This is a genomic window from Streptomyces sp. NRRL B-24484 (genome assembly GCF_000717715.1).
Classification (GTDB): domain Bacteria; phylum Actinomycetota; class Actinomycetes; order Streptomycetales; family Streptomycetaceae; genus Kitasatospora.
The window spans coordinates 107,895-119,891 of sequence record NZ_JOAI01000031.1 but is presented as its reverse complement, the minus strand read 5'-3'; the positions used below and the strand labels follow the sequence as shown (position 1 = coordinate 119,891).

The 11,997-nt window shown below is 76.8% G+C and carries 13 protein-coding genes; 5 read left to right on the top strand and 8 right to left on the bottom strand.

Annotation, left to right across the window (positions count from 1 at the left end):
- Positions 1–722, top strand: a 722-nt coding sequence (locus IE98_RS0125805) for a DUF4304 domain-containing protein (RefSeq protein WP_234443674.1), incomplete at its 5' end; no start/stop codon positions are given.
- A 111-nt stretch (positions 723–833) separates the two neighbouring features.
- Positions 834–1,529: a tyrosine-protein phosphatase gene (locus IE98_RS0125800; RefSeq protein WP_030272853.1), complete on the top strand. Its 696-nt coding sequence runs from the start codon at positions 834–836 to the stop codon at positions 1,527–1,529.
- 31 nt (positions 1,530–1,560) lie between these two features.
- Here the strand turns inward: IE98_RS0125800 and IE98_RS0125795 are convergent, their stop codons facing one another.
- On the bottom strand, positions 1,561–2,130 hold the full coding sequence (locus IE98_RS0125795; protein ID WP_030272852.1) for a GNAT family N-acetyltransferase: 570 nt from the start codon (positions 2,128–2,130) through the stop codon (positions 1,561–1,563).
- A 17-nt stretch (positions 2,131–2,147) separates the two neighbouring features.
- On the opposite strand from IE98_RS0125795, the gene IE98_RS0125790 reads away from it, so the two are divergent.
- Positions 2,148–2,594 (top strand): GNAT family N-acetyltransferase, encoded by a 447-nt coding sequence (locus tag IE98_RS0125790; RefSeq protein ID WP_030272851.1) that lies wholly within the window; start codon positions 2,148–2,150, stop codon positions 2,592–2,594.
- Positions 2,595–2,609: 15 nt separating this feature from the next.
- On the opposite strand, the gene IE98_RS49405 is transcribed toward IE98_RS0125790, so the two are convergent.
- A complete protein-coding gene (locus IE98_RS49405) occupies positions 2,610–3,104 on the bottom strand; it encodes an NUDIX domain-containing protein (protein ID WP_030272850.1) in 495 nt (164 codons plus the stop codon).
- A 122-nt stretch (positions 3,105–3,226) separates the two neighbouring features.
- Positions 3,227–3,505 carry a hypothetical protein gene (locus IE98_RS49400; protein ID WP_030272845.1) on the bottom strand — a complete coding sequence of 93 codons (279 nt, stop codon included), beginning with the start codon at positions 3,503–3,505 and terminating at the stop codon, positions 3,227–3,229.
- 219 nt (positions 3,506–3,724) lie between these two features.
- Between IE98_RS49400 and IE98_RS0125775 the strand changes: the two genes are divergently transcribed.
- Positions 3,725–6,100 carry a lysylphosphatidylglycerol synthase transmembrane domain-containing protein gene (locus IE98_RS0125775; protein WP_159401052.1) on the top strand — a complete coding sequence of 792 codons (2,376 nt, stop codon included), beginning with the start codon at positions 3,725–3,727 and terminating at the stop codon, positions 6,098–6,100.
- Positions 6,101–6,145: 45 nt separating this feature from the next.
- Here IE98_RS0125775 and IE98_RS0125770 read toward each other — a convergent pair whose 3' ends face one another.
- The gene (locus IE98_RS0125770) at positions 6,146–6,370 is read right to left on the bottom strand and encodes a hypothetical protein (protein ID WP_030272841.1); all 225 of its coding nucleotides are present in this window, start codon (positions 6,368–6,370) and stop codon (positions 6,146–6,148) included.
- A 92-nt stretch (positions 6,371–6,462) separates the two neighbouring features.
- Positions 6,463–7,389, bottom strand: coding sequence for an AraC family transcriptional regulator (locus IE98_RS0125765; RefSeq protein ID WP_030272839.1), 927 nt, complete (start codon positions 7,387–7,389; stop codon positions 6,463–6,465).
- 157 nt (positions 7,390–7,546) lie between these two features.
- Here IE98_RS0125765 and IE98_RS0125760 point away from each other — a divergent pair, with 157 nt between their 5' ends.
- Positions 7,547–8,476 carry an NADP-dependent oxidoreductase gene (locus tag IE98_RS0125760; RefSeq protein WP_030272837.1) on the top strand — a complete coding sequence of 310 codons (930 nt, stop codon included), beginning with the start codon at positions 7,547–7,549 and terminating at the stop codon, positions 8,474–8,476.
- A 7-nt stretch (positions 8,477–8,483) separates the two neighbouring features.
- On the opposite strand, the gene IE98_RS0125755 is transcribed toward IE98_RS0125760, so the two are convergent.
- The 3 genes from IE98_RS0125755 to IE98_RS0125745 are packed head-to-tail and all read right to left on the bottom strand — an operon-like array spanning position 8,484 to position 11,976.
- Positions 8,484–9,080 (bottom strand): GNAT family N-acetyltransferase, encoded by a 597-nt coding sequence (locus IE98_RS0125755; protein WP_043175112.1) that lies wholly within the window; start codon positions 9,078–9,080, stop codon positions 8,484–8,486.
- Positions 9,080–11,155 (bottom strand): penicillin acylase family protein, encoded by a 2,076-nt coding sequence (locus tag IE98_RS0125750; RefSeq protein ID WP_030272833.1) that lies wholly within the window; start codon positions 11,153–11,155, stop codon positions 9,080–9,082. The genes IE98_RS0125755 and IE98_RS0125750 overlap by 1 nt, the downstream gene beginning before the upstream one ends.
- A complete protein-coding gene (locus IE98_RS0125745) occupies positions 11,152–11,976 on the bottom strand; it encodes an ABC transporter ATP-binding protein (protein ID WP_030272831.1) in 825 nt (274 codons plus the stop codon). Before IE98_RS0125745 ends, IE98_RS0125750 begins: the two co-directional genes overlap by 4 nt.
- Positions 11,977–11,997: the final 21 nt, after the last annotated feature.

Sequence of the window (11,997 nt, the reverse complement as noted above, 5' to 3'; positions counted from 1 at the left end):
CCCCCGGACCCGCCTACCCTCAGGACACCGTGATGACCTCTGCCCGGACGCTCTTCGCGGAGGGCATGCGCGACCACCTCGCGCCCGCCCTGCGCGCCATGGGCTTCACCGGCTGGCGGCACACCTTCGCCCTGCCCGACGAGGAGCACTGGGCACTGCTCGGCGTCGAGGTCGGCAGCGCCGACGACCACGTCGTCCGCTACACCGTGAACCTCGGGCTCACCCGCAAGTCCGCCTGGGCGGCGGACCGGCCCGGACGGGCGCTGCGGCCGGACCCGAACGCCGTCACCGGCCTGGAGTCCTGGCGGACCCGGATCGGCCGGCTGCTGCCGGTCGGCGGCGACGTGTGGTGGCAGATCACCCCCGGCCCGCGCTGGTCGGTCGCCGTCCAGGACACGGTGGCAGCCGTCCGCCACTACGGGCTGCCGGAACTGATCCGCCGCCTGGAGACGGCCTCCGGCGGCACCGAGCGCTACCTCGGACCGGAGGAGCTGGTGGACGTCAACGCCGCACTGCGGCTCGCCGACGTCGCCCCGATCCGCCGGACGGAGCTGGCCGGGCGGGTGCTGCGGCTGTACGGCGACTGGTCCCCTGCGGACCCGGTCGCCCGCGAGGTGCTCCGCGGCGCGGCCACCGGCTTCCTCTCGGTCGGCGACACCCGTTTCGGCGCCGTCCGCTGCCGCGACACGGCCGGCCGCGACCTGTGGTCCTTCGACGCCTGAACCGCCGGGCCCCGGCGGCGCGCGGCGCCCGGGGAACCATCGGCGCACCCCCGGGAGTCTGATCTCCGGGGGGTCCGCAGGGACCCCCGCAACGGCTGGGGGGAACGGGACATGACGGACGATCGGCGCCTGGTGTGGGACGGCTGCCTCAATGTGCGCGAGCTCGGCGGGCTGCCCACCCGGGACGGCCGGCGGACGAGGCGGGGGGCCGTCGTCCGCGCCGACAACCTGGACCGGCTGACCGCCGAGGGCTGGGCCGCGCTGCAGGCGCACGGCATCCGCACCGTGGTCGACCTACGCAACGAGGAGGAGTACCGGCCGCTGCTGGAGCGCCCGGACGGCGTGGACCTGGTGCGGGTGCCGCTGGACGAACTGGCCGGCCCGGACTGGTGGGCCCGGTTCGGCGGCCTGGACGGCACCCCGCTGGCCTTCCGGCCGTACCTGGACCACTGCCCGCGGGCGGTGGCGGAGGTGGTGGCCGCGGTCGGCGGGGCGGCGCGGGGCGGTGTGGTGGTGCACTGCGGGGCGGGCCGCGACCGCACCGGGCTCGCCGCCCTGGTGCTGCTCGCGGTGGCCGGGGTGACGGCCGACGCGATCGTCGACGACTACCTGCTGAGCGCCGGCAACCTGCGCCCGCTCTGGGCGATGCTGGGCCGTCCCGACGAGACCGCGGAGATCGAGGCGGTGCTGGACGGGGCCGGCACCACGGCCGAGGCGGCGCTGCTGGAGACGATCGCCGAGTTCGAGCCGGCCGCCTTCCTGCCGGCGGCCGACACCGCGGCCGTCCGGGCCCGGCTGCTGGGCTGACCCCCGGGCCCCGGGCGCGCTGCCGGGGCCGCTACCAGAGGCGGTCGACCGTGCCCGGGTGGAGGGCGATCCGGGCACCGGCGAAGGAGGACCGGCGGGCCCGGCCGTGCGCGGAGAGGAAGCCTGCGAGGACGACCTTGTCGAAGCCCGGCCGGTCGCTCGGGAAGGGCTCCTCGGCCGTCCCGCCGACCAGGACGGCGCCGGGCAGCACCTCCCAGCCGGCCCGCTCGTAGAAGCCGCGCAGCGGCCGGTCGCAGGTGAACAGCCCGAGGTCGGCGCCGAGCGCGGCCATCCGCGCGCGGGCGGCCGTGACGAGGGCCAGCCCGTGGCCGCGGCCCCGCAGGGCCGGGTCGGTGACCACGGCGGACAGGCCGCGGACGGCGAACACCCCGTCCGCGTGCCGGAGCTCCTTGCCGAGCAGGTCGAGGGCGGCCACCACCCGCGGCCCGTCGACCAGCAGCATGCTCCGCGGGTCGAGCGCCGGGTCGTGGCTGATCCCCGGATCGGGCGCCCCGGTGGGCCAGGCCCGCTCCTGCAGGGCCCCCACCCGGGCCCGCAACCGGGCCGGCACCTCGGCCTCCGGGTACTCCAGGACCTCCATCTGCCAGACTCCCCCGTGTGATCGTCCGTACCGCCGTCCGCGGCGACCTGCCCGCCGTGCTCGCCCTGCTCGCCGACGAGTCCGCCGTCACCGACCCTGCATCGGTGCAGGTCGGTGCAGCGTACGAGGCGGCCTTCGCCGCCATCGAGGCGGATCCGCGCAACGAACTGCTGGTGCTCGACGAGGGTGACGGCACCGTGCTCGGCTGCCTGCAGCTGACCCGCATCCCCGGCCTCGGCCGGGGCGGCGCGGAGCGGGCACTGATCGAGGCCGTCCGGATCCGGGCCGACCGGCGCGGCGGGGGCCTCGGCCGGCTGCTGCTGGCCCGGGCGGTCGACCGGGCCCGCGGGCAGGGCTGCGGCCTCGTCCAGCTGACCAGCAACAAGCGCCGGACGGAGGCCCACCGCTTTTACGCCTCACTGGGGTTCGAGCGCAGCCACGACGGCTTCAAGCTCGTCCTGTGAGGCCGCGGCCCGCGCTCAGAAGCCGCTGACCGGGCTGCTGACGATCCGGACGCGGCCGTCGGCGCGGGCGGCGAGGCCGGCCGACAGGCGCAGCGAGCGGGCCGGACCGAGCAGTTCGAGCGCCTCGTCGACCTCCGCCCAGCGGTGGTCGTCGAGTTCACCGGCGGGCAGGGTGATCGGGGTGTCGGCCGGCAGGGTTCCCAGGTCGAAGAGGAAGTGGCAGGCGGGGTGGTCGAGTTCGCCGGACGGGTTGGTCCAGGCGACGGCCAGCAGCTCGCCGGCCTCCTTCTCGATGCCGGTCTCCTCGCGCAGTTCGCGCCCGGCGCACTGCTGCGGGTTCTCGCCGAGGTCGACGGTGCCGCCGACGAACTGCCAGTGCTCGCGGTAGCCGGCCTTGACGATCAGCACCCGGCCCTGCGGGTCGGTGATCAGGCAGCCGGCGGCCGCGTACACCCGGGGCAGCGAGGCGAGCCACTCCTCGCGGGTCTGCAGCAGGGGGCTGTCGGACATGCGGTGCTCCTCCGCGTCGGGGACGGCCGCCGGGCGGCGGCACGCGCCCCACTCTTCCGCATCGGCGTGCGGCCGCGCCCCGTCGGCGTCGGCGGGGCGCGGCCGGTACGGACGGGGAGGGCTCAGTGCGCGGAGTGCTTCTCCGCGCCGCGGTGCCGGTGACCCGGCAGTTCGACGTGGTGGGCGACACCGGCCATCGGCCCCGCGGTGGTGGAGGTGCGGCGCCCGCCGTGGCTGAACATCGCGTCCCCGAAGTACGGCCCGCTGCGGGCGGCGGAGGCGGTGTCGGTGTGCAGCTGCGGGGCGAGCGGGCCCGGATTGCTGGCCATGCCGCGGCGTTCGAGGAGCTCCTGGGTGCCGCGGCGGAGTTTGGTCATCTTGCCGGTGGTCTGCTTGGCCATGGTCGGCCTCCCTTCGGCAGCCGGGCCGCCCGCGGGGGCGCGGGGCTCGGGGAACACGGCCGCACGGGGTGTTATGTCCGGATTTTAGCGTTTTCACTCCTTTCTGTACCTGCGGCCCGCCGCGCCCGCACCTCGGGCCGGACGCCCCGGCGGGGCCGGGGCCCGGGCCCCGTGACCGGCACCGCACTCCCCCGTCCGGGGGATGTGGGAGCATGCCGCGTGGCCACGCTGACCCCTGCAGGAGAACTGCGGACCGCACCCGCGACACCGCGTCACCGCCGGGTGCGGCACCCCGCGGCGCTGATCCGTGCCCTGACCGGGCTCGCCGTGATCGGCCTGCTCCTGCTGATCGCCCAGTACGCCCAGGGCACCGCCGGCGGACTGGACGCCGACGTCGCCGAGGGCACCGGGCTGCTGCCCCGGCCGCCCGTCCGGCTGCTGGCCGCCTGCAGCGGCGCCGCCCTGCTGCTGGTGCCGCTGGCCTTCGCCGTCGGACGGGTGCTGCGCCGGGCCGGCCGGCAGGTCGCCGACGGCGTGCTCGCCGCCGTCCTGGCCTACGCCGTCTCGCTCCTCCTCGACCTCGCCGTCGGCGGGCTGACCGCCCTCACCCACCCCTCCCCCGAGGGCCTCGGCCGCACCGACCCGGTGTACGGGCACCTGGCCCCCGTGCTGGCCTTCATGACCGCGGTCGGCACCGGCGGACTCCCCCGCTGGCGGGCCTCGCTGGCCGCCACCCTCACCGCCGCCGGCCTGTCCGGACTGCTCACCGGCTACGCCACCCCGCTCTCGGTGCTGCTCGCCCTGCTGGTCGGCTGGACCACCGCCCACCTGGTCGCCTGGGCGGTGGGCGAACCCACCCGCGAGCCGTCCGAACTGCAGCTCTGGGTGACCCTGCGCAACGCCGGCACCCGCCCCCGCACGGTGCGGGTGGCCGGCCCCTGCCGCTACCTGGTCACCCAGCACCAGGACCGGCCCGACCTGGACGTCCGGCTGCTCGACCGGCGCGCCGCCGCGCTGGGCCTCCCGCAGCACGTCTGGCAGCTGATGCGGCTGCGCACCGCCCCGCTGCCGCTCGGCCTGCGCTCGCTGCGCGAGGGCCTGGAGCACCAGACCCTGGTGGCGCACGCCGCCTTCGCCGCCGGGGTGCGCACCCCGGAACCGCTGGCCGCCGCCGAACTCGGACCGGACGCCGCCCTGGTGGCCTACCGCCACCTGCCCGGCCGGCCGCTCGGGGACGTCCCCGCGGACGAGGTCACCGACGAGGTGCTCCGCGACGCCTGGCGGCAGCTGCACCTGCTGCACCGGCGCAGCATCGCCCACCGCACCCTCGGCCCCGACACCGTCCGGCTCGGCCCGGACGGCGAGGTCCAGCTCACCGAACTCGCCCACGGCGAGATCGCGGCCGGGGAGCTGCTGCTGCGGCTCGACGTGGCCGGGATGCTCACCGCGCTGGCGCTGCGGGCCGGTGCGGAGCGGGCGGTGGCCGCCGGCGCGGCGGTGCTCGGACCGGCGGCGATCGGCGGCGCCCTGCCGCTGCTGCAGCCGATCGCCCTGCCGCGGGCGACCCGCGAGGCGCTCGCCGAGCAGCCCGAACTGGCCGCCGCGATACGCGCGGAGGTGCTGCGGCTGCGCCCGCAGGCGCCGGTGGAGCCCGTCCGGCTGGAGCGGCTGCGGCCGCGCACCCTGGCGACCGTGGCGGCCGGCATGGCGGGCGGGTACCTGCTGCTGCAGGCGCTGTTCGGCTCCGGCCTGGACTCCTTCCGGGCGGTGGCCGACGCCGACCCGTTCTGGCTCTCGGCGGCCGTCCTCGCGGCCGTGGCCAGTTACGGCGCGGCCGCCCTCGGATTCATCGGCTTCGTCCCGGAGCGGCTCGACCCGCGCGGCGCGCTGGCCGCCCAAGTGGCCGGCTCCTTCGTCAAGTTGGTCTCGCCCGGCGGGGTGGGCGGCATCGCGCTGAACACCCGCTTCCTGCAGGCCAGCGGGATCCCGACCGCCCAGGCACTCTCCAGCGTGGGCGCCTCCCAGCTGGTCGGGCTGGCGCTGCACATGCTGCAACTCGCCTTCTTCACCACCCTGGTGGGCCTGGGCCCGCAGACCGAACTGCCCAGCCCGGCCTGGCTCGCGGCGGGGCTCGGCCTGGTCGCGGTCGTGCTGCTGTCCGCGCTGGCCGTGCCCTGGCTGCGGCGGCGGATCGCCGGCCTGCTGCGGCCGCTGCGGGCCGAGGTGCTGCCCCGCCTGCTCGACCTGCTCCAGCAGCCCGGCAAGCTGGCGGCCGGCATCGCCGGCCAACTGCTGGTGTCGACGGCCTTCGTGGCCTGCCTGTACTGCTGCGCGATGGCGGTCGGCGCCCGGCCGTCGTTCAGCGCGGTGGCCGTGGTGTTCCTGGCCGGCAACGCGGCCGGCTCCGCCGCGCCCACGCCGGGCGGCGCGGGCGTGGTGGAGGGCCTGCTGACGGAGGGCCTGGCGCACACCGGCGGGATGGACCAGGGCAGTGCCTTCGCCGCGGTGATGCTCTTCCGGCTGCTTGTCTTCCTGCTCCCGGTCCTCCCGGGCTGGCTCGCCTTCAGCTGGCTCCAGCGCCGTCGGGCCCTGTAGGAGGGCACACGCCGGGGGCAGCGCCCCCGGGGGCCCGTGGCCGCCTCAGTCCCGGTAGTCGTCCTCGTCGAGGGAGACCACGATGGACTGCTCGACGGCGTCCCCGTCGTCGGCCTGGTCCGCGCCGAGGGCCCGCCGCTCGCGCAGTTGCTCCAGTTCGTCGCCCTGGCGCTCGGCCACCTCCCGCTCCTCGTCCTCCGCCTCCATGACGGCCGGCGACTCCTCGTCGTAGTCTTCGGGGAACTCCGGGTTCTCTGGGTTCTGGACCATGGCGCCAGTATCCGTCGCGGACCGTCCGCCCGCGCCCCCTCGGCCGACCTCGGCGTGTTGGACGCCGCCGGCGGACGGGGCCCGCTCCCGGTTCAGGCGGCGTCGCGGGCCCGCCGCCGGTACTGGCCGGGCGGCAGCCCGTACGCGCGTTTGAAGGCCTTGGCGAAGGCGAATTCGGAGCGGTAGCCGACCCGGTCGCCGACCACCGCGATCGGGGTGTCGGAGTGCCGCAGCAGCCCGGCCGCGGTGGTCATCCGCCAGCGGGTGAGGTAGGCGAGCGGCGGTTCGCCGACCAGGGTGGTGAAGCGGCGGGCGAAGGCGGCCCGGGAGAGTCCGACGCCGGCGCCGAGGCCCTCGACCGTCCAGGCGCCGCCCGGCTCCGCGTGGATCGCCTTCAGCGCGGGGGCGATCGCCGGGTCGCGCAGGGCCGCGGCCCAGCCGGCCGCTGCGGCGTCGGGTTGCTCGTCGAGCCAGGCCCGCAGGATGTAGAGCAGCAGCAGGTCGATCAGCTGGGTGACGATGCCGTCCGAGCCGGGGCCGGGCCGCTCCAGTTCGGCGGCGAGCAGGTCGACCGCGGAGGCGAGCGCGGTGTGGCGGCCGCGCCGGGCCGGCAGGTGGATCAGCGGCGGCAGGGTGGCGACCAGCGGGTGGGGGCGCTCCTGGTCGAGGAGGTAGGAGCCGCAGAGGATCGAGGTGACCGGGCCGCTGCCGGCGTCGGCGGGGCCCGGGCCCGGCGGGAGCGGCCAGCTGCGGTCGGCCCGGTAGTCCACGACCGGGGAGCCGGGGTCGTCGGCGAGGACGTGCTCGCGGCCGCTGCGCGCGAAGACCACGTCGCCGGGGCCGAGCGGGGTGGCCGCACCGCCGGGCTCGATCAGCCAGCAGGTGCCGGAGAGCACCACGTGGAAGCCGGCGCCGGTCTGCTCGGCGAAGCGCAGGCCCCAGGGCGCCCGGCAGTCGGTGCGGGCGGAGACGGGACTGCCCGTCCGGACGGAGGCGACGGCGTCGGTGAGGATGTCCACCCGGCGAGCCTATCCGCCCGTCCGCGGAGGAGAGACGATCGGACATCGAATCGAGCGGATCAGCCATTCGCCGTCTTCCGTCCGGCTCCTACGGTGGATCCCGAACCGGTCGGCGGGGCCTCCCTGCCGCGCCTCCAGCAGCCCCGAGGAGTTCCCTGTGCGCGCCGTCACCCAGCTGTCCTTCGGCACCCCCGACGTCCTCGTCCCGACCGAGGCCGCCCGGCCGGTCCCCGGCCCCGGCGAGGTGCTGGTCCGGGTACGGGCGGCCTCGGTCAACCCGGTGGACGCCCACGTCCGGGCCGGCACGCTGCCGATGCTCGGCGAGCCGCCGTTCGTACTCGGCTGGGACGTCTCGGGCGTGGTCGAGGAGGTCGCCCCCGACGTCACCCGGTTCGAGGTCGGCGACGAGGTCTTCGGCATGCCGTGCTTCCCGCGGCCGGCCGGCGCCTACGCCGAGTACGTCGCCGCGCCGGCCGGGCACCTCGTCCGCAAGCCGGCGGCCCTGGACCACGTGCGGGCCGCCGCGCTGCCGCTGGCCGGACTCACCGCCTGGCAGGCGCTGGTCGGCACGGCCGGCCTGCGCGAGGGCATGCGCGTCCTGGTGCACGGCGCGGGCGGCGGGGTCGGCCACCTCGCGGTGCAGATCGCCAAGGCCCGCGGCGCGGAGGTGCTGGCCACGGCGAGCGCCGCCAAGCACGACCTCCTCCGCTCGCTCGGCGCCGACCGCGTCATCGACTACCGGACCGGCGACTTCGCCGCCGGGCTGGACGGGATCGACGTCGTCCTCGACGGGGTCGGCGGCTACGGGCCGCGTTCGCTGCCGGTGCTCGCCGAGGACGGCGTCCTGATCACCCTGATCGAGCGGAACAGCCCGGAGCTCGCCGCAGCCGCCGCGGCGGCCGGCCGGCGCCTCGCCGGGCCGGTGGTCGAACCCGACGCCGCCGGGCTGACGGCCCTGGCCGCGCTGGTCGAGCAGGGCCTGCTGCGGCCGTACGTGCAGCACGTGCTGCCGCTGGAGGAGGCCGCGAAGGCGCACGGTCTGATCGGGTCGCGCGCCACCCCGGGCAAGATCGTGCTGACCGTCTGAGCCCGGGTCAGGCGGGCCCGGCGGCGGCCCGGTCGAGGAAGACCAGCCGGGCCCGCTTCTCCGGCTTCTCGATCTCCGGGCCGGGTTCGAAGCCGCAGCGCCGCAGCAGGGCGATCGCCCGGCCGTTGCGGGCGTCCGGCTCGGCGACGATCCGGCGGCGGGCCGGGTCGGCGAACAGGAAGCGGACGAACACGCCGACCAGCGCCCGACTGACGCCGTGCTGCGGGGGGCCGTCCGGCGGGCCGATCAGCAGGTGCATCCCGTGGTCGCCGGGCCGGACCTCGTAGCACTCGCCGACCGGGTCGTGCTCGGGCCGGTAGCTCTGGAAGAGCGCGGCCGGGCGGCCGTCGCGCAGGGCGAGGAAGGCGTGGTGGGTGGTCAGCGAGTCGACGTACGCGTAGGTCTCCCGGACCTGTTCGCGGTCGGCGTCGAGCATGCCCCAGTAACGGGCGCGGGGTTCGGTGACCCAGCGGTGGACGAGCCCGGCGTCGGCGGCCGGGTCCAGCTCGACGATCCGGACGGCGCCCAACGCGGGCAGCTGCTCCTCGTGCAGCGCGGGGCGGTCCGCGGGCAGGGCCGCCCGGGCGGGGGTGTCGGCGGTCATCACGGCTCCTCGGTGAGACGGGTCCAGTCGGTGGTGACGGGTACGAGGCCGCCGCTCAGCCACAGCGGCAGCTGGTCGCGCCGGTGCGGGTGGCCGGGCAGCCCGGAGGCGCCGAACGGCACCACCCAGCGGCTGTTGTCGCGGTCGGCGAGGTCCCAGACGTACCGGGCCGCCGAGCCGCGGGCGCTGCGGTCGGTGAAGCCGGGCACGCTGGAGGTGGAGAGCACGCAGTCGTGGTCGCCGGCCAGTCCCGGCCACGCGTCGTCGGATCCGCCGTCGACGCCGGGCAGCGCCTGCCAGGGCGCCAGCCGGTGGGTGGCGCCCCAGGTGCGGCCGGTGTCCTCGGCCGCGGCGGTCTCCTCGGCGGCGGCCCGCACCAGCGCGGCCCGGTCCACGCCGGGCAGCCGGTCCTCCGCCAGCAGGGTCTCCAGCGCGTAGGCGATCCGGGGCAGCAGCGCCAGCCAGGGCAGGAACGGATCCGGGTACGGCGAGGGCCCGGTGAGGCCGGCGAGCGCCGGTTCGGCGGCGAAGCGGCGGACGACCGCGGAGCGCAGTTCGGCGAACCGGGCGGCGTCGGCGGAGTCGGCCGCCATCCGGCGGTCCCAGACCAGCAGCCGGTCGCGGAGCTTCTCCGCGGCCGGGCCCAATCCCTCCAGGGAGGCGAGCAGGTCGAGCAGCGGGGCGGCGGAGGCCAGGTGGGTGTCCATGTGGACGACCGCCGTGTCGGCCGCCGTCCAGGCGACCGGGGCGGCGAGCAGTTCGGCGATCCGGTCGGCCCGGTGCGGCGGCGCGAACTCCACGCCGAGCGGGGCCGCGAGGCCCCGCTGATTGGCCATCACCGCGGTGCCGTGCACCTCGGCGCGCGGCATCGGCCGCCGGCCGCGCCAGGCGTGCTCGGCCTCCCAGGCGGGGACGGGCCGCAGGCTGTTGGCGCGGGGCCGGTCCGGGACGGCGCCGGCGACCCGGTGCAGCAGGCCGCCCGCGGTGTCGGCGGCCTGGACGACGTTGACCGGCTCGATCCAGTGGTCGAGGGCGCGGTCGACGTCGGCGACGGTACGGGCGCGCAGCAGGGCGGGCAGCGCGTCGAAGCCGAGCTCGGCGTCGACCCGCGGCAGGCAGCGGAGACTGAGGGCCTCCCCGCCCCCGTCGGTGCCGTCGGGACCGCCGGTGATCACCGGTCCGCGGGCGGTCTCGACGATCTCGATCTCCACCGGTCCGGCGCCGGCGACCTCGACCGTCTCGCGGTGGACGGCGGCGGGCCGCCAGCCGTCCGGGCCGAGCGCCTCGACGCCCGGGCCGTCGGGGCCGTCGGTGCGGCGCAGCCGCTCCCGGTAGAGGTCCTGGTAGTCGGCCATGGCGTTGGTGATCGCCCAGGCGACGCCGCCGGTGTGGCCGAAGTGGCCGATGCCGGGGACGCCGGGCACGGCCAGGCCGATCACGTCGAACTCCGGGCAGGCCAGCCGGATCTGCTGGTAGATGCCCGGGTCCTCGATGAAGCGGTGCGGGTCGCCGGCGATCAGGGCGGCGCCGCTGGCGGTGCGTTCGCCGGCGATCAGCCAGCCGTTGCTGCCGGCGGTGCCGGGGCCGTCGGTGGCGAAGAGTTCGGTGTGCTCCTCGCCGAGGGTGCGGGCGACCCGGTCGCGCCAGAGCTTGGTGGGGAAGCCGGCGAACAGGACGTGGTGGGAGAGCCAGACGGAGAGCGGGGTCCACGGCTCCCAGTGGCCGGGGGCGGTCCCGGCGGCGGCGAACTCGGGTGCCCGGTGGCCGTGTTCGGCGAGACCGCCGTTGACGCCGTCGACGTAGGCGCGGACCCACGCGGCGGTCGCCGGGGCGAGCGCCTCGTAGCAGCGGCGGGCGGTGTCGGCGAGCCGGGCCCGCCGGGCGAAGACGTCCCAGCCGAGCGCGTCGGCGCCGAGGAAGGCGGCGGAGGTGCCGCGGGCGCGGTGCCGCTCGACCTCGATCTGCCAGGCCCGGTCGGCGGCGGCGTTGCGGCCCTGGGCGCGGGCGAGTTCGAGCGGGTCGTCGGCGCGCAGGTGCGGGATCCCGTACGCGTCGCGGTGGGTGCGGGCGGTCATGCCCGGCTCCCCTCGGGGCGCACGGCGCCGCGGCGGGCGGCGGGGACGACCAGCGGGGTTCCGGTCTCGGGGTCCTCGATGACCCGGCAGGGCAGCCGGAAGACCTCCTCGACGAGTTCGGCGGTGACGATCTCGGTGGGCGGGCCGGAGGCGACGACCTCGCCGTCGCGCATGGCGATCAGGTGGGTGGCGTAGCGGGCCGCGTGGTTGAGGTCGTGCAGGACGGCGACGAGGGTGCGGCCCTGCTCCTCGTGCAGCCGGGCGCACAGGTCGAGGACCTCGATCTGGTGGGCGATGTCGAGGTAGGTGGTGGGTTCGTCGAGGAGCAGCAGCGGGGTCTCCTGGGCGAGCGCCATGGCGATCCAGACGCGCTGGCGCTGGCCGCCGGAGAGCTCGTCGACGAGCCGGTCGGCGAGGGTGCCGACGCCGGTGGCGGCCATCGACTCGGTGACGACCTCCTCGTCCCGGGCGGACCACTGGCGGAGCAGGCCCTGGTGCGGGTAGCGGCCGCGGGCGACGAGTTCGGCGACGGTGATGCCGTCGGGGGCGACGGAGGACTGCGGCAGCAGGCCGAGGGTGCGGGCGACCTTGCGGGCCGGGATCGAGGCGATGTCCTGGCCGTCGAGCAGCACCGAGCCGGCGGACGGCTTGAGGGTGCGGGAGAGGGCGCGCAGCAGGGTGGACTTGCCGCAGGCGTTCGGGCCGACGACGACGGTGAACGACCGGTCGGGGACGGTGACGGTCAGGCCCTCGGCGATGGTGCGCTTCTCGTAGGCGAGGGTGAGGTCGGCGCCGGCGAGGCGCGGTCCGCCGGTTTCCATGGTCGGGACTCCGTTCCGGGT